General features: G+C 47.9%; 23 protein-coding genes. 14 read left to right on the forward strand and 9 right to left on the reverse strand.

What is annotated here, in order from left to right; genetic code table 11:
* Positions 1-94 precede the first annotated feature (94 nt).
* Positions 95-1,156 (forward strand): glycosyltransferase family 4 protein, encoded by a 1,062-nt coding sequence (locus tag AACQ84_RS12235; RefSeq protein ID WP_012308027.1) that lies wholly within the window; start codon positions 95-97, stop codon positions 1,154-1,156.
* A 5-nt stretch (positions 1,157-1,161) separates the two neighbouring features.
* Positions 1,162-1,923 carry a 5-formyltetrahydrofolate cyclo-ligase gene (locus AACQ84_RS12240; protein WP_012308028.1) on the forward strand — a complete coding sequence of 254 codons (762 nt, stop codon included), beginning with the start codon at positions 1,162-1,164 and terminating at the stop codon, positions 1,921-1,923.
* On the opposite strand, the gene AACQ84_RS12245 is transcribed toward AACQ84_RS12240, so the two are convergent.
* Together AACQ84_RS12245 and AACQ84_RS12250 are read right to left on the reverse strand one after the other, a co-directional pair.
* Positions 1,920-2,654: a sugar transferase gene (locus tag AACQ84_RS12245; protein ID WP_012308029.1), complete on the reverse strand. Its 735-nt coding sequence runs from the start codon at positions 2,652-2,654 to the stop codon at positions 1,920-1,922. The genes AACQ84_RS12240 and AACQ84_RS12245 overlap by 4 nt on opposite strands.
* Before the next feature lie 49 nt (positions 2,655-2,703).
* The gene (locus AACQ84_RS12250; RefSeq protein ID WP_012308030.1) at positions 2,704-3,861 is read right to left on the reverse strand and encodes a glycosyltransferase; all 1,158 of its coding nucleotides are present in this window, start codon (positions 3,859-3,861) and stop codon (positions 2,704-2,706) included.
* A 260-nt stretch (positions 3,862-4,121) separates the two neighbouring features.
* Here AACQ84_RS12250 and AACQ84_RS12255 point away from each other — a divergent pair, with 260 nt between their 5' ends.
* Together AACQ84_RS12255 and AACQ84_RS12260 are read left to right on the forward strand one after the other, a co-directional pair.
* A complete protein-coding gene (locus AACQ84_RS12255; RefSeq protein WP_012308031.1) occupies positions 4,122-4,907 on the forward strand; it encodes a CsgG/HfaB family protein in 786 nt (261 codons plus the stop codon).
* A 203-nt stretch (positions 4,908-5,110) separates the two neighbouring features.
* Entirely contained in the window at positions 5,111-5,257 is a 147-nt protein-coding gene (locus tag AACQ84_RS12260) for a hypothetical protein (protein ID WP_156785474.1), read from the forward strand.
* Positions 5,258-5,335: 78 nt separating this feature from the next.
* On the opposite strand, the gene AACQ84_RS12265 is transcribed toward AACQ84_RS12260, so the two are convergent.
* A complete protein-coding gene (locus AACQ84_RS12265; protein WP_012308032.1) occupies positions 5,336-6,184 on the reverse strand; it encodes a GNAT family N-acetyltransferase in 849 nt (282 codons plus the stop codon).
* A gap of 117 nt (positions 6,185-6,301) precedes the next feature.
* On the opposite strand from AACQ84_RS12265, the gene AACQ84_RS12270 reads away from it, so the two are divergent.
* The 5 genes from AACQ84_RS12270 (at position 6,302) to AACQ84_RS12290 (ending at position 10,102) form a co-directional block, all read left to right on the forward strand.
* The gene (locus AACQ84_RS12270) at positions 6,302-6,610 is read left to right on the forward strand and encodes an urease subunit beta (RefSeq protein ID WP_041443984.1); all 309 of its coding nucleotides are present in this window, start codon (positions 6,302-6,304) and stop codon (positions 6,608-6,610) included.
* Positions 6,611-7,510 (forward strand): ROK family protein, encoded by a 900-nt coding sequence (locus tag AACQ84_RS12275; RefSeq protein ID WP_012308034.1) that lies wholly within the window; start codon positions 6,611-6,613, stop codon positions 7,508-7,510.
* A 187-nt stretch (positions 7,511-7,697) separates the two neighbouring features.
* Positions 7,698-8,402 carry a hypothetical protein gene (locus AACQ84_RS12280; RefSeq protein WP_012308035.1) on the forward strand — a complete coding sequence of 235 codons (705 nt, stop codon included), beginning with the start codon at positions 7,698-7,700 and terminating at the stop codon, positions 8,400-8,402.
* Between the two features lie 137 nt (positions 8,403-8,539).
* Positions 8,540-9,436 (forward strand): hypothetical protein, encoded by an 897-nt coding sequence (locus AACQ84_RS12285; protein WP_012308036.1) that lies wholly within the window; start codon positions 8,540-8,542, stop codon positions 9,434-9,436.
* A 78-nt stretch (positions 9,437-9,514) separates the two neighbouring features.
* Positions 9,515-10,102 (forward strand): TetR/AcrR family transcriptional regulator, encoded by a 588-nt coding sequence (locus tag AACQ84_RS12290; protein ID WP_012308037.1) that lies wholly within the window; start codon positions 9,515-9,517, stop codon positions 10,100-10,102.
* Between the two features lie 68 nt (positions 10,103-10,170).
* Here the strand turns inward: AACQ84_RS12290 and AACQ84_RS12295 are convergent, their stop codons facing one another.
* Complete coding sequence (locus tag AACQ84_RS12295; protein WP_012308038.1) at positions 10,171-10,899, reverse strand: Bax inhibitor-1/YccA family protein; 729 nt, start codon at positions 10,897-10,899, stop codon at positions 10,171-10,173.
* A 156-nt stretch (positions 10,900-11,055) separates the two neighbouring features.
* On the opposite strand from AACQ84_RS12295, the gene accA reads away from it, so the two are divergent.
* The 3 genes from accA to folE all read left to right on the forward strand — a co-directional run bounded on the left by accA (position 11,056) and on the right by folE (position 13,468).
* A complete protein-coding gene (gene accA / locus AACQ84_RS12300) occupies positions 11,056-12,033 on the forward strand; it encodes an acetyl-CoA carboxylase carboxyl transferase subunit alpha (protein ID WP_012308039.1) in 978 nt (325 codons plus the stop codon).
* Between the two features lie 365 nt (positions 12,034-12,398).
* Positions 12,399-12,650, forward strand: a complete 252-nt coding sequence (locus AACQ84_RS12305) for a hypothetical protein (RefSeq protein WP_156785475.1) — start codon at positions 12,399-12,401, stop codon at positions 12,648-12,650.
* Positions 12,651-12,748: 98 nt separating this feature from the next.
* A complete protein-coding gene (folE, locus tag AACQ84_RS12310; RefSeq protein WP_012308040.1) occupies positions 12,749-13,468 on the forward strand; it encodes a GTP cyclohydrolase I FolE in 720 nt (239 codons plus the stop codon).
* Positions 13,469-13,587: 119 nt separating this feature from the next.
* Here folE and AACQ84_RS12315 read toward each other — a convergent pair whose 3' ends face one another.
* The 3 genes from AACQ84_RS12315 to AACQ84_RS12325 all read right to left on the reverse strand — a co-directional run bounded on the left by AACQ84_RS12315 (position 13,588) and on the right by AACQ84_RS12325 (position 18,456).
* Positions 13,588-14,697: an alkene reductase gene (locus AACQ84_RS12315; protein ID WP_315862075.1), complete on the reverse strand. Its 1,110-nt coding sequence runs from the start codon at positions 14,695-14,697 to the stop codon at positions 13,588-13,590.
* A 63-nt stretch (positions 14,698-14,760) separates the two neighbouring features.
* Positions 14,761-16,428 carry a helicase HerA domain-containing protein gene (locus AACQ84_RS12320; RefSeq protein WP_012308042.1) on the reverse strand — a complete coding sequence of 556 codons (1,668 nt, stop codon included), beginning with the start codon at positions 16,426-16,428 and terminating at the stop codon, positions 14,761-14,763.
* Positions 16,429-16,449: 21 nt separating this feature from the next.
* Positions 16,450-18,456, reverse strand: coding sequence for a hypothetical protein (locus AACQ84_RS12325; RefSeq protein WP_143589396.1), 2,007 nt, complete (start codon positions 18,454-18,456; stop codon positions 16,450-16,452).
* 371 nt (positions 18,457-18,827) lie between these two features.
* Between AACQ84_RS12325 and AACQ84_RS12330 the strand changes: the two genes are divergently transcribed.
* Together AACQ84_RS12330 and AACQ84_RS12335 are read left to right on the forward strand one after the other, a co-directional pair.
* Positions 18,828-19,235, forward strand: a complete 408-nt coding sequence (locus AACQ84_RS12330) for a CAAD domain-containing protein (RefSeq protein WP_012308044.1) — start codon at positions 18,828-18,830, stop codon at positions 19,233-19,235.
* Between the two features lie 275 nt (positions 19,236-19,510).
* Positions 19,511-20,362 carry a glycosyltransferase family 2 protein gene (locus AACQ84_RS12335; protein WP_012308045.1) on the forward strand — a complete coding sequence of 284 codons (852 nt, stop codon included), beginning with the start codon at positions 19,511-19,513 and terminating at the stop codon, positions 20,360-20,362.
* Between the two features lie 49 nt (positions 20,363-20,411).
* Here the strand turns inward: AACQ84_RS12335 and AACQ84_RS12340 are convergent, their stop codons facing one another.
* Both AACQ84_RS12340 and AACQ84_RS12345 read right to left on the reverse strand, forming a co-directional pair.
* Positions 20,412-21,494 (reverse strand): glycosyltransferase family 4 protein, encoded by a 1,083-nt coding sequence (locus tag AACQ84_RS12340; RefSeq protein WP_012308046.1) that lies wholly within the window; start codon positions 21,492-21,494, stop codon positions 20,412-20,414.
* 14 nt (positions 21,495-21,508) lie between these two features.
* A complete protein-coding gene (locus AACQ84_RS12345; protein ID WP_012308047.1) occupies positions 21,509-22,846 on the reverse strand; it encodes a flippase in 1,338 nt (445 codons plus the stop codon).
* Positions 22,847-22,871: the final 25 nt, after the last annotated feature.

The raw sequence follows: 22,871 nt of genomic DNA on the forward strand, positions 1-22,871 counted from the left end.
AATAATGGAAAGCTCAGGTTTAATGAAAAAGGTAACCTGAGTTTTTTCTTATTTCGGTTTTGCTCTACTCTCTCTGTTCTTAGCCAACGCCAATATGCCGAAGGAATTGTTGTATTTAGTCACGAGTCTAATCGCCCTGGTTGTGGTGCTGATTAGTACCCCCATTGTGAAAGCGATTGGCTTACGGAGTGGCCGGGTAGACCGACCCAACGAGCGGAAAGTCCATGACCGACCGATGGTGCGCTTGGGTGGCGTGGCGATTTTTATGGGCACCCTCGTCTCCCTAGGGACGGCTTGGCAGATGGATTGGTTCCCCCCTTTGTTTCCTGGGGAACAATGGCCGATCTTAGGGGTGCTTTTCGGGGCGATCGCCTTTTTTGGAATTGGCTTTGGGGACGATTTATTTGAATTAAGCGCCTTATCTCGACTGTTGATGCAATTCGTCGCAGCAGGCATCGCCTGGTTAATGGGGGTACAAATCGAATTTTTGACGATTCCGTTTACCGGGGAAGTGTTTTCTGTGGGCTGGTTGAGCCTACCTTTGACCCTAATTTGGCTCGTGGGCATGGCCAACGCGATCAATTGGATTGACGGCCTTGACGGTCTAGCGGCGGGGGTTTCGGGGATTGCGGCGGCGGTGTTGTTGGTGACGACCCTCTATCTCAACGAACCCATGGTGGCTTTTATTGCGGCGGCCTTGGCGGGATCGGCCCTCGGCTTTTTGCGCTACAACTTCAACCCCGCCCAAATTTTCATGGGGGATGGTGGCTCTTATTTTATGGGCTTTACCCTGGCGGCGATGGGGGTGGTGGGCCTCGTGAAAACGACGGCGGCGGCAGCGGTGCTCTTGCCCTATGTGATTTTGGCGGTGCCCTTGATCGATATGACCACGGTGGTTTTTTCGCGGATTAGTAGCGGCTCTTCTCCTTTCAAACCGGATAAACGGCACCTGCACCACCGACTTTTGGCGGCAGGTTTTTCCCATCGCACTACGGTTCTATTTATCTATGGCCTTACCCTCTGGGCAGGGAGTTTGGCGATCGCCTTTTCGGGTCTCCCCAGCGGCACCCTCTATGCGGGGATTACGTCCCTAATTGTCGGGGTTTGGGGGTGGCAACTGTGGCGCAGGCGCGATTTTCCCGTCCACCGCAAATAGTACCAATGGCACATTCCCCTTGGCAGCATTACAACCCCGCAAAAGCACGCCTTAGGCAAACCATTTGGGACCGCTTGGCAACGGCTGGAGCAACAGTAACGCCTCCCCACGGCCACATTCCGAATTTCGTCGGGGCGATCGCCGCCGCTGAGAGGTTAACTACCTTGGCAAGTTGGCAACAGGCAACGGTGATTAAGTGCAATCCCGATCAGCCCCAGGCCCCTGTACGTCACCAAGCCTTGGCTGCGGGAAAAACCTTGTATATGGCGGTGCCGCAGTTGGTGAATGAATCTTGCTTTGTCGCCATCACGCGGGAGCAGCTACCCCAAGGTCTCGATTTGGCGATCGCCGCCGAAAAAAACAACATCCTCAGATATGGCCGTCCCGTTAGTTTCGCGGAAATGAAAACCATTGATTTAGCGGTGGTGGGCTGTGTGGCGGTGAGTGTAGCCGGCGGACGTACGGGGAAAGGAGCAGGTTTCGCCGATTTAGAACTAGCGATGCTTCAGCACTTTGGCCTGGTGGACGAAAAAACGACCATTGTGACCACGGTGCATGATTTGCAGGTGGTGTCCCCCACAGCGTTACCCTTAGAAGCCCACGACTGGCCCCTAGATTGGCTTTGTACCCCTACAACTATTTATCAAACACACCATAACCAGCTGCAACCCCAAGGCCTTGATTGGCAACAGATTCGCCCCCAGCAGTGGGAAACAATCCCGATTCTCAAAAAGCTTTATGCAGAAAATTCGGAAAAGTCGCCCTAGTAGGCACCGTTATTTTTCGGGAACAGCATCACAAAAACAGTTTTACAGACGATCCACAAATCCATAAACCAATGGCGATGGTGCACATAATACGAATCCATCCGTACCCTCGTGCCGTAGGGAATATCGTTGCGCCCAGACACCTGCCATAGCCCCGTGAGACCCGGACGAATGGTCAAAACTTTGTCGATGTGGCGACCGTATTTATAAAGTTCTTTGGGGACGAGGGGCCGGGGGCCAACAATGCTCATATCGCCTTTTAAAACATTCCAAAATTGGGGGAATTCATCGAGGCTGGTGAGGCGCAAAATATGGCCAATGCCAGTAATTCTTGGGTCTTTTTTGAGCTTGAAATCCTGTTCAAATTCGGCGCGCAACTCTGGCGATCGCCGCAACATTTCTTCGAGTACGGCGTCAGCATTAATAACCATCGTCCGAAACTTGATGCAGCCAAAGGGACGAAAATCTTTACCAACCCGCCGTTGTACATAGAAAACAGGGCCGGGAGAGGTGAGTTTAATAATTAGGGCGATCGCCAAATAGAGGGGAGAAAATAGCACCAGAACGCCGAGGGAAAAACAAATGTCAAAGCTCCGCTTCGCCACTACCCCATCAAGCCAACGCCGCAGGGACAGGGAGCGATGGTCGCTGGGGGCAAACAAAAATTCTGAGCCTTGTCGTGCTAGCCCAGCCACGAATTTCAGCGCATCAAACTGCCGATAAACTGCCATTACGATCCTCTCCACACACCAAAAACTGCCTGGCTGTTAGGGTCACGCCTCACCACTGGTCGAACCCTGGGAAAATGGAGCGGGGCGATCGCCATTTGCGCCATTTTTCTTGACAGTTGTCTACAAATTCTACATAGCTTTGCCGAAAAATGTTAACGGCGAATTGCTGAGCTCTCACAAAACAAGCTTCCGGCTGAATATCTTGGGCCTGGGCCTCAAAACGCTCGACTCCATTGGCGATCGCCTGGGCCGATTGCTGAGGAAACAAAATCCCCGTTTTGCCATCGGCGACAATTTCGGCCGCCCCCCCGCGATTGAAGGCAATCACAGGCGTCCCGCAGGCCTGGGCTTCGACCAGAACAATACCAAAATCTTCACAGCCTGCATAAACATAGGCCTTTGCCCGTGCCAGATAATCTTCCACCACTTCATCCGGTTGCCGCCCCAGGATTTGCACATTGGGTTTTGCCATCTTTTGCAGCTTTTCTAATTCTGGCCCGCCACCAATGACCACCAAATTTTTGCCCAACTGGTTAAACGCTTCTACGATTAACGCCACTTTTTTGTAGGGCACCAACCGCGACACCGTCACATAAAAATCATCCTTTTCCTCTCGGTAGGTAAAGCGCTCCAAATTGACCGGGGGATAAATCACCGCTGCCCGCCGCCGATAGCAGCGCCAGATCCGTTGGGCTGTCCAGTGGGAATTGGCAATAAAATAATCCACCTGGTTGGCACTGATCACATCCCATTGCCGCAGTCGATGGAGAAAATACCGCGCCAAAATCCCTTTAACGCCCTTGCCGAGGCCAGAATTATCTAAATAATCAAAGGTTAAATCCCAGGCATAGCGCATCGGTGTGTGGCAGTAGCAAATGTGTAGCTGGTGGGGCCGTGTCAAAACCCCTTTAGCCACCGCGTGGGACGACGACAAAATCACATCGTAAGCTTCGAGGTTAAATTGCTCAATGGCCAGGGGCATCAGCGGCAGATAGTTTTGCAAACCGTACTTGGCCCGGGGAAATTTTTGTAAAAAACTGGTGGCGATCGCCCGACCATAGAGATAGCTATCAGGGTTAGACGACTCAAAATCAATCAGAGCAAAAAGATCCGCCTCAATGTCCTGGAGCATTTCGCGCACCACCAGCTCTGAACCCCCCGTGGCGTAGGGCGTCAACCATTCATGAACAAGCGCGTAACGGGTCATGGGGACTCCCTTCTCCAAAGCAGTGGTCAAACCGAAAATGCCAGCTTCTAGCGAATTCCAGACCTTTTAGTATATTTCACCCCACAAAATCCTCAAACCGGGAACCCCAGCAGGGGACAAAAGCGTCAATATATGTTTAAGTGCAGTGAAGTGCATCAGTGTCAGTATGCGGCATATACATACAAGCGTATAAATATAAGGGCAAGCATACGGCACCATCCAAAACTTTGTCCTTATTCTGTAGCATCTGAAAGAAACCCATGAAAACCAATCAGCTTTTAACATCCGTAAGTCGCTCTACTGCCCTGGCCTTTCTCGCACTCACCCTAGGACTTGGGGGCGAAAAAGCACTGGCCCAGTGGCAACCGACTATTTCTGTCCCAGAATTTAAAAACGAAACCAATGGCAGCTATTGGTGGTGGAACAGCAGCACCTCCCAAGAACTGGCCGATGCCCTCAGCAATGAGCTTACTGCCACTGGCAACTTCCGCGTTGTTGAACGGCAAAACCTAGGGGCCGTCCTGTCAGAACAGGAATTAGCTGAATTGGGAATTGTTCGCCCAGAAACGGGAGCCCAACGGGGCCAAGTCACAGGGGCGCAATACATCGTGCTCGGTCAGATCACCTCCTACGAAGAAGGGGTCAAGGAAGAATCGACTGGCTTTGGGCTCAGTGGTATTCGGATCGGTGGCGTCCGGCTCGGCGGTGGTGGCCGTGGCTCTAGTGAAGAAGCCTACGTTGCCGTGGATCTACGGGTTGTTGACTCAACCACTGGGGAAGTGCTCTATGCGCGTACCGTTGAAGGAAAGGCAAAGTCTGATTCGACTTCCGGAGGTGCAACGGCTAGTTTTGCTGGGATTAATCTTGGTGGCGATCGCACCGAAACAAATCGCGCTCCCGTTGGCCAAGCGCTCCGGGCGGCCTTGATTGAAGCCACTGATTATCTCAGTTGTGTGATGGTCGAACAAAATGGCTGCATGGCTGAATATGAAGCGAAGGACGAGCGCCGTCGGGAAAATACCCGGAGTGTCCTTGATCTTTTCTAGACCGTTGAGCTCGTTGCCCTTCCTTTAGGGACAATCAACATATAAGTCAGCGGTGATCGCTGATTTTTTTTGCCCATTTTCAGAAGACTTGTACCCCAAAAAAGCCCTTGAATCTTTGACGGCGGCTGCATATAATATAAAAAAGATAGTTTCTGTATCAAAAGTAACTAAATCAAGTTTTTTCTTAAAGGGAGTTTAAGGCTATGCGGATGCGTAAAGAAAAAAATGAAACCCTCCGGGCGATGGAACGGGTTTGGGCGAGACATATGCTCAAGCAGCAAGATGCCCAGAACAAAAATGCGGATGCAGTCCGGGAAGCAAAGGAAATTCTTAACGAATACGGCGAATAAATCAGTTAAATAATTTTTACGGTAGGCATATGTTTCAACACATATGCTTTTTTTCATGACTTGAAACCCCAGAGTGGGCTAGCCTAACTCAAAACTGGTCACCCCAAAAATGTTTTGGACAAGAATTGTTGGGGGCGCTTGGGTATACATCCGCGCCGTTTCAAACACGGGCTGTAGTTGGTAGCGTTGGGCCAGGGCGATCGCCTCTGGATTAACCATGGACACATCGAGGAAAAGTTCACTACCAGCGGGAAGACTGCCTTTGAGGGCGAGAAAGAGAATTTCTGCAATTTCAGCATTGTCAGCAAAGAGGGGGCCAATTTTATAACCCCGACGACAGGGACGCACCATGCCATAGCCTGTAATTTCAGTATTATTGACCATCACCCAGGTGGTGCTGTCTTGTTGCTGCAGCCAAGCTTTTAAAAAGGAGCGGCGATCGCCTGGAAAAAACTGCTGGTCATACTGACAAACTGCTTCAATATCGACCGCTGTCAAGGGCTTCAAGCCCGGAGATTCCGGAATCTGGCCACCACCGAGGCCACTGTAACGCACGTTGTTATAGGCCAGATTAAAGCCCGATTTTTTGTAATTTTCCTGCTGGGCGACGACCCCATCGAGACCAACATTCCGACCAGCCACGGAGGCGATCGCCGCTTGCCAAATTTGCCAACCATAACCCTGGCCACGGTACTCCGGTTTGACGATATAGAAACCAATGAACGCAAAATTTGGGGCATATTTCACCGCCGAAATACTGGCGATCGCCTCCCCATCGAGCAAGCCCACCAGAAATCCTGTGGGATCGGCGGCATAGAAACTAGCAGCATCCTGTAAACCGGGATTCCAACCTTCTTGGGCGGCCCACTCAATCGCTAAATCTAGTTCCGTCCGGGTCATGGTTCTGATGGTGTAGGTTCCGCTCATCGGCGATCGCCCCCGTAAATTTTTTTCAGTCTAGCTTGGATATTTTGGCGACTTTTTGCTCTGTTGCATTTCCTGATAATTGCGTAGGATAAAAGCAGTTTTTGGAGCGACATGGCGATGATTCCAGGCGAACTACGCCCCCAACCCGGGGAAATTGAACTGAATGCTGGCCGAGAAACAAAGATAGTTACGGTTGCTAACAGCGGCGATCGCCCCATTCAAGTGGGATCTCATTTCCATTTTTTTGAAGTCAATCGTGCCCTGCGGTTTGACCGGGCGGCTACAAAAGGAATGCGTTTAAATATCCCGGCGGGCACAGCAGTACGCTTTGAACCCGGTGACGAAAAGGACGTAGAATTAGTGGCCTTGGCGGGTCGTCGCCATGTGTATGGTCTGAATAATTTGGTAGATGGAGCATTGGACTAGATGAGCACAGTGATTGGGATTGATCTGGGGGGTACGGCCATCAAAGGGGGAAAATTTAGCCCTGATGGTCTTTGTTTAGCGGAAAAAGCAGTACCTACGCCCCAACCCAGTACCCCAACCGCTGTCGCCGAGGCGATCGCCAATTTAGTCAAGGAACTTAACTCAGATCACAGTTGTAAAGCAGTGGGGATCGGCATTCCTGGCCCGGTAGATGGTACAGCGCGCATTGCCAAGGTTGCGATCAATCTCAGTGGTTGGCAGGATGTGCCCCTCGCGGACTGGGTTGAGGCCAAAACCGGTTTACCCACAACGTTAAATAACGATGCCAACTGTGCCGGCCTGGGGGAAGCTTGGTTAGGAGCGGGGCGCGATCGCCAAAATCTCCTGCTCATTACCCTAGGAACGGGAGTCGGTGGGGCGGTAATCCTCAACGGAAAACTTTTTACGGGCCATTACGGTGCCGCTGGCGAGTTGGGCCTGATTACCCTCAATCCCGATGGCCCCCCCTGCAATAGTGGTAATAATGGTTCCTTCGAGCAATATTGTTCGATCAATGGCGTTAAGCGGATTTCTGGTAAAGACCCTGGGGAATTAGGAGAACTGGCCCAGGCGGGAGATGCTGAGGCGATCGCCCATTGGCAAACCTATGGCAAACTGTTGGGAGCTGGGCTGACAAGCTTAATCTATATTTTCACCCCGGAGATGATTATTCTGGGGGGCGGCATTAGTGCCAGCAGTGACTTTTTCATCCCAGCGGCGATCGCCGAAATTGAACGGCGGGTGCTTCCTTCCTCACGGGTGGATTTAAAACTGACCAAGGCCCAGTTAGGCAACAATGCCGGTATGGTGGGCGCAGCAAAACTCGCCCTCGAAAAAATCTTAAATACCCTGGACAATTAGGGAGAATTATTGATGCCATCTCTGCTAGCTTGATCTTTTTAAAAAGCCTCCGCCAAAATACGGAAACCTCGTAAACGTCATAGAAATTTACTGCAATGAGTTAGAAAACGAGATATTTGCATCTGTTTAGGGGAACTACAACTAAAGTAATCTCGTCCCTTAGTTATCCTCCTGGAATCCCTAAACCATGGCTTTCTACAAACAAATATCTGCTTTTTGCAGTGCCACTTCTTTGTTGACAATTCCCCTGGCGATCGCCCCGGCCCAAGCCCAACAAAGTTACCCCCTCGTCTGTCGGGGTGGTGGTGGCTTAAGCATCGTCAATACGGGCAACAATAACGTCAGAATTAATTTCCGGGCCGCTGCTGGTAGTGCTCCCCAAGGTCTGCAACCAGGGGAATGCAGTTGGCAGGATCGCGCCTTTCGCTCCGGAGAGCCGACCGTCATTTGTGATACCAGTGCCCGGGCAGTGCAATATGTCAGCAAACTTGTCCAAAGCAATGAATATGCAACCCTCCAAGTTTTTAATAACAACCAGGGCTGTATGCAAGCTAATGCACCGATCCTTAACAACCCCCCTGTGCTCAATGTTCCCCCTGGGATTCCAGCGGCAGTACAATTTCGCCCTAACTTAAACCAGATTTGGCAGTCTAACTATGGCAATATCCACTGGCAAGAAGGTTGGTATCGCAACCAAACCCAGACCATTGCTATCACTTCCCAAGGTTGGGACAGTAATCGTAATGCCTATGTTGTCGAAGGGCGTTGGGGTCGCACAAATAGTAATGATGCCGGGCCATTTGAAATGATATTTAGCTCCGCTTGCGAGTTTTCCGGTAGCTGGAGTCGCCCTAACGGCACAAGTGGCGGCTGGACTGGTTCCTGTCAATAAAATGGTTGTGGCCTAATCGCTGCTTGGCTGAAAGATGCAGGGGGAATTGAAATAGGCTTCAAGCTTCTCCTCTGCATCGCTTTTTGTTTTTTTTGTCCATGTCATTATCTTGAGCATTATTTTGGAGACTGAAATCAATGTCTGTCTTTAAAGAAGCCTGTGCCTATCTGGGTATGTCCTCTCTCCTGATTGTCCAAGGGGCGATCGCCCCGGCCCAAGCCCAACAAAACTATCCTCTGACCTGTCGAGGTGGCGGGAATTTAAGCATTACCAATACCAGCGGTAACAATGTAAAAATTGTCTTCCGGCCAGCAACGGGCAGTGCTCCCCAAGGCCTGCAACCAGGGGAATGTAGTTGGCAAGATCGTGCCTTTCGCTCCGGAGAACCCAATGTGATTTGTGATACTGGTGTCCGTGCTGCCCAGTATCTCCCCAAGCTCATGCAAAGTAGCGAATCTACGACACTCCGAGTGTTTAACGATAATACTCAAGGCTGTATGCAAGTCGTTGGCTTAGGCGCGGCTCCGGTACCCCCTACCACCAGCAACACTAATGATCGACCCCGTAATCCTGGCACGCCAAACACAAACCCAGCGACGCAGAATAGGAATAACAATAACAACTCGTCTAACACCGGAAATCCTGGGAATACTGGGAATGCTGGGAATACCGGAAATGGCCCAGTTACCGGCGGAAATCCTTCTGGTTCTGGGCAATTCCGGCCTGCTTTAAGGGGAATTTGGGATACTACTTACAGCTATACCGATGGGGAACTGCAGGGCTATATCGATTGGGGATTGTCGACGGTTGGGGGGCCGGATGGCACTGATTTCATGACTATCACCACAGAGGGTTGGGACGCAAATCAAAATGCCTATGTAATCAAAGGAACTGTTCAACTAGGACTCCTGGGTGCCCCTTTGGGTGGCCCTGTGAGAGATTTTGAGATGACCTTTACGACGCCTTGTCAGTTTGAAGGGGTCTATGGCAACTCCCTAAACCGACCAATACCCTGGTCTGGCACTTGCCCCTGATCACGAGATTTTTTGACGGTGCAGAGAAATTTCCTTTAGGATAAAACCAGTTTTTCTGCACTGTATCTAGGTTGCGCCATGGTAGGCCGAAAGCTTGCTTTTAACCGTAATGCTGCCCTTGAAAAGGCGATGGAATTGTTTTGGGAAAAGGGTTACAGCGCTACAAGCCTTGCGGAACTTTTGGACTACATGGGGATCCAGCGGCAAAGTCTGTACAACACCTTTGGCAATAAACATGATTTGTTCCTGGAGGCGATCGCCTACTACGGCAAAATCGCAGTGCGCCAGCTAGAAGAGCGGCTCAACTATTCCGCTTCCCCCCTCGAAAATCTCCGAAATTTGTTTTATCAAACCGCCGACAATGCCAAGCTCCTCGGTTGTCGGGGCTGTTTTGTCGTCAATGCAATGATTGAACTCGCGCCCCACGATCCCCAGGTGGCCGCCCTCGTGGAAGATATTGCCACCAATGTCGAGCAAATTTTTACGGGTACCCTCAATCAGGCGATCGCCAAAGGAGAACTGCCCCCCGCTTTTGACAGCCCGAAAACTGCCCGTTATCTCTACCATGTCCTTCTAGGATTAAATACCCGCATTAAAGGCTTGCCTAACCCCGAACACCTTAGAGAAACCCTCGATCTCGCCCTGATGGTGCTGCAACCCCAATAAAAAAGCCCCCTGGCCGATGAACCAGAGAGCCCATTCTCCCCTGGGGGAGATGTCGAAGACATTGGGGGTTAGTCGCGGCTATTGATGGCAATCAACAAGCGCAGAATAAACACAAATAGGTTGATATAGGTCAAATACATCGACAGAGCAGCCGAGAGATATTGCTCATTACGGTAGGCACGAGGCAACACATAGAAGTCAACTACCGCTGAACCAGCAAATAATAGTGTCCCTAAGCCAGAGATCCCGACCTCTAACCAACTGGGCGTGTAAACTCCAAAGAAAGCAAAACCAAGCTGGGCCAACAGCACCACAAACAAGGCAATAATTCCGAGGCGCACTGTTTGGGCCAGGGCTAAACCATCTTCATCGGAGAGGTTTGAGCCAATATTGCGCCCAATGATGAAAGTAATACCACAGCCGAGGGCTGCGATCCCAACCCCTTGGATCCCAACTCCTGCAGTACCAATGGCGAGGGCAACAATCCCTGTGAGGGTGTACCCAGAAAGTAGACTGTAGCCGGCCAAGAGAGGGAGGGCGACGCTATTATTTCCCTTTTCAGCGACCCCACGGGCAACGAAAAAGAGGGCCAATTCAGCGATCAGGGCAACCCAGAAGGTGGGCATAAAGATGCTGGGATTGGTTTGGATTACTCCCAAACCACCATAGGTTCCGAGGGCTGTCAGGAGTAGGCCGCCCCCCAAGTAGGGTAGGGCATTTTTAATGACTTCTGGGCCAACCAGGGCTTGACCTTTGGCCTGCTGAATGGCGTTACGAAAATTACTGGTGTTGCTCATAAATAAGTGATTTGATGCTTGAAAAGTTAAAACTGCTTACTTTCTATTTTGGCAAAACTTTTCGGGGGTGGCAGTACGGATTCCTTTACTGTTGGGGAGGCTTCCGGGGATAATAGACTTTGATTTGTGAACTGTCGTCAGTGAATTGGACTCACCATGCCGAAAACGGAGCGCCGGACGTTTCTGCTTGATTTTGAAAAACCTCTTTCGGAATTAGAATCACGCATCCATCAAATTCGTGATCTTGCTGCGGAGAATAATGTTGATGTTTCAGAACAGATTCAGCAGCTAGAGGCGCGGGCAGACCAGCTCCGGGAAGAAATTTTTAGTACCCTCACCCCGGCCCAACGGCTGCAATTGGCACGGCATCCCCGGCGTCCCAGCACCCTTGATTATGTTCAAATGATGGCGGACGAATGGTTTGAACTCCATGGCGATCGCGGTGGATCTGATGATCCGGCTCTCATTGGCGGGGTGGCCCGCTTCGATGGTCAACCGGTGATGATGCTAGGGCACCAAAAAGGACGGGATACGAAGGATAATGTCGCCCGCAATTTTGGCATGCCAGCTCCTGGGGGCTACCGTAAGGCGATGCGGCTGATGGACCATGCCAACCGTTTTGGGATGCCGATTTTAACGTTTATTGATACTCCTGGGGCTTGGGCGGGTTTAGAAGCGGAAAAGTTGGGCCAAGGGGAGGCGATCGCCTTTAACCTCCGGGAAATGTTTAGCCTCGATGTGCCGATTATTTGCACGGTCATTGGCGAAGGCGGTTCCGGTGGGGCCTTAGGGATTGGCGTGGGCGATCGCGTCTTGATGTTAAAAAATTCCGTTTACACAGTGGCGACCCCAGAGGCTTGTGCCGCCATTCTCTGGAAAGATGCCGGGAAATCAGAGCAGGCCGCCGCCGCCCTCAAGATTACAGCAGAGGATCTGAAAAGCCTTGAGATTATCGATGAAATTGTCCCAGAGCCAGCCTCCTGCGCCCACGCCGATCCCATTGGGGCCGCCCAACTCCTGAAAGCAGCGATCCAAGATAACCTCCAAGCCTTGCTGAAGCTGACGCCAGAACGCCGCCGTGAATTGCGCTACCAGCGGTTCCGGAAAATTGGTGTGTTTTTAGAAAGTTCCTAACTTTAGGATCTGGTTTGGCATTCATGGGTACTGATTCTAATCATTTAGCAATATTTTGTAACATTTCCGAAATTTTGCTAGGATAAGAAGCCGCTGAGCCCTAATGTGAACTATGGGACTTTCCCCCAATTTTGTTCTCCCAAAAGGCAGTGAAATCACCAATATCCTTTCGTCTCCATTGGTAAACAGAGTTTAGGTCGTGGACATTTTTTCTGGGATTTTCTATGGACTAAGCTAAATTTTTTGCCCACCCATCGCGCTATGTTGAGTGCAGTTCCCTGCCCATGATCTCTCCTGTCCACCTTTGGCGATCGCCTCTGCCCCTAAATTCTTGCAAACCCTTGGCCTTTCTTCCTTCCTTTGCGATGGCAGCCCCCCTGATATCCAAGCTCAATGTTCAACAGCATGGCAGGTTCGGGATTTTGTTTAACGCCTCATCCATTGCCATTCCGCAACTCCTGATCCCCAGACCCACCCGGCTGTGCCGTCATCGAATGACGCAGCCTAGTCATGTCTGGCTAAGTTTTGGCCGCTCCAGGATTTTTATTTCCGAAAGCGTCCCCAAAGTATTCTTCAAGGGATTCGACCATCCGTTGAGCCCAGTATTGAAGAATTGACCATGATCTCTAAAGCAGGGAATCCAACAGTTTATTGTTAGCGAGGATCTACTCTCCCCTGCCCCAGTTCCTTTTACTTCTTCATTCCATACCGAATTATGACAACATCTTCTTCAAGCGGCTTCAATGGTTCTACAAAAACCATGGCGACTGATGCTCTAGGTCGTGACCTCAATGATCTGGTGACTCGGCCAGACCGCAATAGCCACAATGGCAAAGCAGCAAGCATTCGCCCTGCCACAGAAGAAAGCCAGCAGAAAATGGCAGAGGCTGTGCATACGATGCTAGAAGCCGTTGGCGAAGATCCTGACCGTGAAGGTCTCCTAAAGACGCCGCTGCGGGTGGCAAAAGCCATGCAGTTTCTGACCCAAGGCTATAACCAGTCCCTTGAAGACATCGTCAATGGTGCAATTTTCGATGAAGGGCACAATGAAATGGTATTGGTGCGGGACATCGATTTCTTTAGCCTCTGCGAACACCACATGTTGCCCTTTATGGGTCGGGCCCACGTGGCCTATATCCCGAATCAGAAAGTTGTGGGCCTCAGCAAATTAGCGCGGATCGTTGAAATGTATTCCCGTCGTCTCCAGGTGCAAGAACGTCTGACCCGACAAATTGCAGAAGCGGTCCAAGAAATCCTTGACCCCCAAGGGGTTGCGGTGGTGATGGAAGGGATTCACATGTGTATGTCCATGCGGGGTGTCCAAAAGCCCGGTTCTTGGACAGTTACCAGTGCCATGATTGGGTGCTTCCAGAAAGAACAAAAAACCCGTGAAGAGTTTCTCAACTTGATTCGTCACCAACCCAGCTTTATTTAAGGCAATTTGAGATTGTAGTGTCGCAATCTAAAACATAAAAAACATAAATAAGAGAAGGGCAGCCCTAGGGCTGCCCTTTTTGCTAAATTGCCTATCAGCAATGAAAATCGACCAGCATCCTAGGCGGCATAGGTCGGGAAATCGGTATAGCCTTCCGCGCCTGTGGGGGCATACCAAGTGGCTATATCTGCATCGGGGTTTAAGGCCCAGTTATTGGTGTAACGTTCAACGAGGTCAGGGTTACTAATAAAAGGACGGCCAATGGCAATTAGGTCAGCTTGCCCAGTGGCGATCGCCGTTTCTGCACTGCTTCGATCATAGCCACAATTACCCATGAGAACACCATCATAAACGGCCCGGAAATCAGCCAAGGTCAGCGGCTCTCCCAGTTCATGGAAACCAAAGGCCAAACCATCCATCACATGGAAATAGGCCAAATTGTACCGATTGAGTTGACTGGCAGCATAGGTAAACTGCTCCCGGAAATCGGGCGAACCCATATCATTAAAGGAACCATTGGGGGAAAAACGAACACCCACACGACGGGAATCCCAGACCGTTGTTACCGCATCTAAAATCTCGAGGAGTAAACGACAACGATTCGTGGCGCTGCCCCCATAGGCATCCGTACGATGGTTCGTTTTCGATTGGAGGAATGTATCGAGTAAATAGCCGTTGGCGGAGTGAATCTCAATACCATCAAAGCCCGCTGCTTTTGCCCTGATTGCCGCCTGGCGATACTCCTCAATAATCCCAGGGATTTCTTCTGTTTCAATGGCCCTGGGGACTTCATAGGGCTGTTTGCCAAGGGGCGTATGAATTTCTTCGCCGTTATTAATTTTGATTGCGGAAGGGGCGATCGGCAATTGACCCCCATGGAAACTGCTATGGGAAGCGCGGCCCATGTGCCACAATTGCAAAAAAATCTTGCCGCCTTTGGCGTGGACGGCTTGGGTGGTGAGTTGCCATCCTTCAACCATGGCGTCCGTGTAAACACCTGGCGATTCATTCCAACCATTGGCCTGTTCTGAAATGGTTGTGGCCTCTGCAATAATTAGACCCGCCGAAGCCCGTTGGCCATAGTATTCCGCCATGAGCGCGTTGGGAATGCGATCTTTGCCAGCCCGTGCCCTGGTCATGGGAGCCATTACTACACGGTTTGTCAAAGGGAGATCCCAGAGGTGAAAAGGCTCTAAAAGCGTTGCAAAAGTCGTTGTCATAGATTTAATTGTTCTTTTTGACTACTTGGTCAATAAAATATTTGTTCATTGTAAACTTTTTTAACAATTTTCCTAAAAACCGAGATCTGTCTTAGCCAAATCTGCCTCGACAAACAAGGTTTCATCCGCCATCGTTTGCCAGTCATGGCAGCCAATTTCTTGGTAAAACGCCTGGTCATAGGAGCGCGTCCGCATCACTACCGGCATCGGGAGAGCGTGACCAAGCACAAGAGCCTGTTGTTTGGAATCTAATTTGGCCAGGACAGAGCGTAGGTTGCCGCCCCCAGAGACCCCCGTAAAAATCGCATCAATATCTTTTTCGTCATTGAGCAAACAAGTTACCCGCGTGCCAATTTGGGACATGACTTCGTTGTCGATACCGGAGGGACGTTGATCGACGACCAGGAGGGTGACAAAATATTTCCGCATTTCCCTGGCGATCGTGCCAAAAATGGTTTGATGGACAATCTTAGAGTCTAAAAATCGGTGGGCTTCTTCAATGGTGATCACCAGGGGCGTCGGTTTATTCTGGACGTTTTTGGTTTGCAGGTACAGATCTGCTTTTTTCACATAGGCGGCGTGAATGCGTCGGGTAATCATATTTGTCGCCAACATATACGACAGCATATTGGACTGGGAGCCAAACTCAATGATTACGTGTTTCCCGGCATCAAGGCTCTGGAGCAGTTGATCGATGTAGTTAAAGGGGCAAGTTTGGCGGATATATTTAAGGTTTTCGAGTCGTTTTAATTTCCGCTGCAGAGCCATAATAGAACCAGCATGGCCTTGGCGTTCTTCGCAAAAAAGGCGGATATCTTCATTGCTCATCTCCAGAAGTTTGACAATCCAGGTACGGCCAAACTCAGAATAGAGGACGTTGGCATTATCGAGACTCGCCTCAGATAGCCCCAGTTCAAAGCCAACGAGCCGAATATCTTCAATTTCAATTTGATCGAAGCTGAGGTAAAGTTCCTGGGCATCGCGTACCCCCCGCCGCTGAGTGGATTCTGAATCGAGGGTATAGATTTCGACTTGACCGGGGAAAAGCTGCCGGAGACCTTTAACGGTACTGACGCCTTTGCCCTCTTCAATCGCTTCCCAACCGTATTCAGAATGCATATCAAACATCAGGTTTACGGCGGCCCGTCGCTTGATAATTCCAGACAGCAATAAACGGGTTAGGAAGGATTTGCCGGTGCCAGACTTACCAAAAATGCCGTTACTTCGTTCCACAAAGCGGTCAAGGTCGAGGCAAATGGGCACATCCATATCAAGGGGACGGCCAATGGCAAATTTTTTGTGGTGGGGATCGTCCTCCCAACCAAATACTCGCCGAAAGTCTTGTTCGTTGGCTTCGTAAACTTGACTGAAGTGACTAGGGATCGTTTTTACGGGCAGTAGCTCAAGGGTCTCAAAGTTTTCTGTTTCATGCTCTTCTGCTTGGCTGGGGGTAAACATCAGCATCGGTGCGAGTTCGACGGTGCCATAGGTGCTGGTTCCGGCAAGGACGGCTTGGAGGAAATCGTCGTTGGGATTGGGTGGATCGGCGAGGATGCGGGGGCTAGAGGTGCCCAGGGAAACATCGGTGAGAAGACAGAAAAATTGGGAGCGGCTCCCTTTGACGACGAGAAATTTACCGACGCGCATTTCTTCGACGGACACATCGCCATGGAGACGGACTTCGAGGCCTTGGCTGAGGGAACCTTGAATTACGGAGCCAAGGGGGTGTTCGGTGGTCATGGGCAACTGAAGAAGGGGAAATTAGAGGTTTGTCGGAACGTCGATGGTTTGGGGACTAGGGCTGGGGGTGGTGAGACGTTGCCAGGTGTTGATTTGGGTTTGGGCGGCGTCGTAGGCAGCGGTATTGCGGGGGATTTGGCGAGCGGTGGCGATCGCCTGGGGGATTGAGATATTGGCTTGGCTCTGGGCCACAGAGAGGATCCGATAGCTCCATTGGTCAGCGGCCTGTTTTCCTTCGGCCCGCAGTTGGCTAGCGCTGCTGGGAATTTCTTGGGTAAGGTTGATGGCTTCTACCCAGGCAGAGACGGAGTTACCATTGGCCACTTGGTAGGCGCGATTGAGATTATTGATCGCGGTTTGTTCTTGACGCCAACTCCTGACCCTAGCCTGCATTTCGTCATAAAGGACACGGTTCGGGGCAATTTGGTTAGCAACGGCGATCGCCTCATCGAAGCGTTTTTGTTGGCCGAGGGCCACAGCTCGGTCAAAGATCGGCTGATCTTCAGTCCGTTCAATGGTGTTGCGCCACTGACGAATATTTTCTTGGGCTTCGTTGTAGAGGGCGCGACCGGATTGGATCGTGCGGGCTTCGGCGATCGCCTCCTGGAGACGATTGGTCGCTGCTAAATCTTTCGCATAGGCCAGGGTGGGAGAGTCTTCGGCGATTTCAATTTGGCGACGCCATTGGCGAATTTTTTGGCGGGCTTCATCGTAACGGGGGTTGCCTGAGGGAACACGGTTGAGCTGGGCGATCGCCCGTTCATAGTCGGCGATATTTCCCCCCTGGGCCAATTCCTCAGCCTGTTCTAGGATCGCCACGTCCTCAATTTCCCGTTGCCAACGACTAATCAGACCTTGGGCCTGGTCATAGACAGCACTGGCGGGCTGAATACTTTGGATTTGCACCAGGGCTGTTTCGAGATCCTTAACGGTTCCTTGGTTCGCCCTGAGGCCAGCTTGGGCCAGAATTCGCCAATCGACCACCACGTTGTCGAGGTTCAGTTGATCCGGTAGGCGATCGCAGAGGGCCAGTAAGTCATCCCAGCGGCGTTCATCAATAATGTTGTCGGTGTAGTCAATGATTTTTTCGCGGGCGTCACTAATTAAACGTTGAGCTTGGGGGTAAGCATAGCTATCTTGGCTAATGTTGCTCGCCTGGGCGATCGCCTGGAGCCAATTTTCTAAACCGCCCCGACGCAGGGCTGCATAGGCCCCTTCTAGCTGCTCCGTTTCCTTGCGAGCCAACTGAATTTGCGCCATGGCCTCATCGTACTTCACCGTAGCCCAGTAGCGATTGTCTAAATAACTGAGTTGGACGACTGTCCGCATCGCCTGGCTTAAATCTCCTGCTTCGAGTTGCCGTTGCAGGCTAGCTAGAATCGCTTCTCCCTCTTGCCAAATATCTTCCCAGGCCGTGATTTGGGACTCAATTTCTGCTTGAAAACCGGCCTTTTCGGGAATATCGCGCACCATGGCGATCGCCTCATCCAACTTTCCCGCCTGGAATTCCACCTCAGCAAGGGCAATAATTTGCGAAACCCACACCTCAATGTTGCGGTCAATATCCGCCCGGAGGGGGTGATTCTCCGAAAAACCACTCACCATCCGAATCGCCTTTAGGTAGCTGGCAAGGGTCTGTTTCTCCGCCTCAATCTGGGCGCAGTATAAGCGGGTTGTGGCGGAGGCTAAAGGCAAGAACAGGGCACTGCAATTGTTGCTGCCATTAAAACTCAGGAGAACCGATGTCGCCAAAAAGCCTACGCCTCCCGATAGGAAAATTAAGAGCAACCCTAACCATTGCCAATTGGGGAGAAGAAATTGGCGTTTACGCGGAACCCCAAGGATTTCTGTCTCTGTCTCTGCCGTTGCTTGCTCTGGATCCCCATTGGCGATCGCCGTCGTTTCCATGCTTAAATCTTGCGTCCCAGACGCTTCCGATAAACCTGCTTCAGTCGATAACACTGGCTGCGATTGGGTGCCAACGGAAGAAACGGATTGCACTTGCGAGGGATCAGGTTTCTGGCTCATATAAACCGGAGGCTAAAATTTTGCAGACATGGATAGCTAAGATCTATGATACGTTCTACGCGATTTCATAAAAATTGGCATCATCATAGCATAGGCATCTTAAGCGTTTAGGCGCAGTACAAACCAAAAAATTGACAGCCTTTCCAAAGTTCTTTTCCAATAAATTAAGGAAGAGATATCGCCAAGGCCGTTTTATATCAGCTATTCTTGATTCTCTCAGTAGGATGTAGACAGAGATTTATAGATATGTCTGATAATATGGGCATCATTCGTCCCTTACTCAAAATCTGAAAGGCACCTCCGCTGCATCCTAGTGAGACTGCCCCATCACCACTCTGTACTATATAAATCGTTAAGGATAGGTTTGAAAGATGGAACAACAGCCTGAAACCCAAGTAGAAACTGGTACAACTCCGTTTAACAACGAAGCACCCGGTCCCATGACCTCCCCCCAAACCGAGCAGCCTTGGCAAGAAGCAGTCAAACCCATCACGGATTTTCTGTCTGAACTGCCTGAGGAGCTAGGGAAATTTTTCGCCGACTATAAGCAACCCCTGATCACCGTCGGTTTGATTGTGGCAGCTTTGATCACCGTCAAGCTGACCTTCGCACTAATCGGTGCCATTAACGATATTCCCCTATTAGCGCCCACCTTTGAGCTGATTGGTATCTCTTACACAGCATGGTTTGTCTATCGCTATTTGCTTAAAGCTTCAAACCGTGATGAATTGCTAGCAGAATTCAATTCTCTTAAGTCTCAAGTGTTGGGTAAAAAATAAACCTAGATTTCTCGTCTGGACTTGACTCTCCTCGGCATGTGCCGAGGAATTTTGATTTTTAAGAGAGATAGTCAGTAACAGCTTTCTCTAATCGTGAAAATAGAATTATAAAATTAAAAATCCAACTATGCTCTCTTGAAAGTTTTGTTGGATTAAATAAATTCTTATAAAAGAATCTTCATTACATGTAGTTCTGAAAATAAAGTCGCAATACTCTTGTATTTTATTTGGAACCGCTATATTTTAACTCCTTTTTTATAAGTGTTCTCTAGAAAATGAAATTCTCCTTAATCACCAGCACATTAGGTGAAGATAGGCATAATAAAATCGTGCGCCTAATTCACTCTTTAATAAAACAAAAACATCAGGATTTTGAATTGATTATTGTCGATCAAAATGAGACTTCAAAACTCAAAGTAACATTAGAAAGTTATTTTAATGAGATTAATTTGATTTACCTGAAGCATGATCAAAGGGGGGTATCAGCGGGGAGGAATTTTGGATTTAGGTATGTATCTGGTGAAATTGTCAGTTTTCCTGATGACGATTGCTGGTATCCAGATATACTTTTAATGTCAGTCAATACTTGGTTTTTAAATAATATTAATTGGGATGCTTTAAGTGGTTGTACTATTGATCTAAAAGAAAATTTGACAACAAGCAGATGGGATAAGAATCCAGGAGAAATTCATAAGTTTAATGTCTGGCGTAGAGGAATTACTTCATCCATTTTTTTGCGAACCTATGCACTTGCAAACGCCCAAGGTTTTGATGAGACACTTGGACCAGGTGCAGACTCTCCTTGGCAATGCTCGGATGAGACTGATTATCTTCTAAACTTGCTATCACAAAATAAGAAACTATATTATGATCCAGAAGTAAAAGTCTACCATCTTGAACCAATTACCCAGTATGACCAACAAGCATTGGCACGCGCAAAAAGGTATGCTCCAGGAACGGGCCGTGTATTAAAAAAGCATAGTTATCCATTTTGGTTTGTTGCAATCGCTTTATTAAGGCCAATTTTGGGAACTTTATATTATGCAACTAAAATGCAGGGATGGCGGGCTAAATTCCATTGGCTTATTTTTCAAGGTAGATTAAATGGTTGGCTTTCTTCTAAATAATTACTCCTAAAGCCTCTCAAAAAAGTAGATCAAAAAACAAGCCTGAAAATCAACTTAAATTCCGGAGAATTTGTCTGGTTTCTTGTCCTGTTTTTTCCCATGAAAACATACTTGCTCTTTGGAGTCCTTTTTGCATTAGATCAGCATAAAGATTATCATCTTTGGTGATGCGTTCCATCGCACTACGTATTTCTTGAACATTTTTTGGGTCTACTAAGATGGCAGAATCTTTTGCTACTTCGACTAATGAAGATTGATTAGATGTGATGACAGGTAATCCGCAAGCCATTGCTTCCAATAAAGGGAGGCCAAAGCCTTCCCAAAGGCTTACAAACATTAAACAAAATGCTTGATTAAGAATCATAGGCAAGTCTTGAAAGGAAACATAATCTTTAAATAAGACTTGATTTTCTAATTCTAGATTTTTCACCAAATCAATTAACTGTGGCGTGTAACGTTTATCTTTAGGCCCAATAAGCCAAAATTCATAATCTTCTTTATCCTTAAGCAGGGAAAATGCTTTAATCATTCTAGGGAGATTTTTGTGTGGGTTATGGCGACCCAAGTATAAAAAATAAGGCTTTTTAGATTTTGACTTATTCGATTGCATGTAAAAATTTTTAGGATTATAAGCAAGATAAATGGGTGTAATTTTAGTAGCAGAAATATTGAAAAAATTCATCAAGTCATCTGCAGTTGCTTGGGAGTTACAAATAATATGCTTACTTTGATCTAACACAATAGGTAAAACAAATTTCTGATAATAGTGTAATGGAGAACGCTTGTCTGGATAGCGTAATGGAATTAAATCATGAACCATAACAACAGTTTTAGCAGTGGTATAAATAGGTGATTCTGGTAAAGGAGAAAAAATCAAGTTTGACTCTAGTTTTTGATAAATTTTTGGCAAAGCAAACTGAGTCCAATATAGCCGTTTAAAATGTCCCTTTAAGCCAAAATCTGGACTAAGTTCTTTTGGAATTAGATAAGAATTGAAAGTTGTAAATCGATTGTCAAAATTACAAACAAGAGATTTAGAATTTAGTTGAGAAAGGGATGGTAGTATATTGCGAGCATAAATACTAATCCCTGTCGGCTTTTTAGATAAGATAGATAAGTTGACGAGTATCATATTAAAGACGCATTTTAGGTATTTTTATTGATTTTTTTTGGAAATTTTAATGGATTTAAAGTATTTAATTGAAGACGAAATACAATTCTTGTCTGTGAAAAAAAAGCGTTGATTAAAAATCCAGAAAATAACTGAGAAATAACTGTAGAAATTGCTGCACCGACGCCAGAATATTTAGGAATCAAAAAGATATTTAGAATAATATTAAGTAATGCGCCAGAAAAAGTTATCCAGAAGGAATAATTGCTTAATTTCTCTGCAATAAACCATGGAGAAATTCCTGTTCCCATAAATACAAATAATGTTGCCCAGATATGAATTTTCAAGATTGTCCCTGCAGCAAAATATTCTGGCCCATAAATCATCAAAATAAGAGGAGATGCAATGAACAAAATGGGAAGTGAAATCATCAAAGATAGACGAATCAAAAAGGATAGTAAGTCTTTGATTTTTTCGTAATATTGTTTTTTGTTTTTTTCTTTTGCTGCGTAAATTGAAGGGGAAACTGAAGCAATAATTATATTAGGAATAAAATACCATATTTCAGATATTTTAGTTGCGGATGAATAAATGCCAACTGCTTCTTCTCCAACGATGCTCCCCAACATTACTAAGTCTGTCTTCATATATAAGATGATGCTCAAACCAGATAAGATTAAGGGCCAGCTTTCATGAAGTAATGATTTTGCAATCTCAGTATTCCATTCAAGTTTGAACGGGCATTTTTTTAATTGATAAACTAAGACAAAACCACTTGCTTCCAGAGCAGCTTCTCCAAATATAATCCAGGCAAAATAAATCAATGGAACTTGTAGAATTAAGAGCGCAACTTTACTGAGAGTGACAACTATGAATACAAGAATTTTAATGGCAACTATATATTTAGATTTAACTTGAGCAGAAAACCAAAAATTAACGACTTCAAAAGCTTGAAATAAAATACTTGAACTTAGTATTAGAAAAATCAAGCTAAATTCAGTATTGTCTGTTCCCAAAAAAAGATAAACTCCTGTAGCAATAAGCCCAAGTGAAATAATGCTAGATATCACAAGTTTGAGCCAAAATACGGTGCCTAAAATTTTATTTTTTTCTTGAGGAAAATTAACTAGAGAACGAATAACTAAAGTATCTAATCCAAGCTTGGATAGGGGGTGAAGTAAAACAATAATTGCCCCGGCATAATTCAATGTACCTAATTGAGCAGCTCCTAGATATCTTGCCATCCAAGCACTCATAAAAAAACCGATTATCATCCGAACAGCATATTCAAATGACAACCACGAAATGTTACTCAAAATGGCTTTTTGTTCACCTATCAACTGCTTTTTGAATAACGACAGTCTTTTGAACATAAATGAGAGAAGTCGAGTCAGATGA

The sequence above is a fragment of the Picosynechococcus sp. PCC 7002 genome, from assembly GCF_963860125.1.
Taxonomy (GTDB): domain Bacteria; phylum Cyanobacteriota; class Cyanobacteriia; order Cyanobacteriales; family MRBY01; genus MRBY01.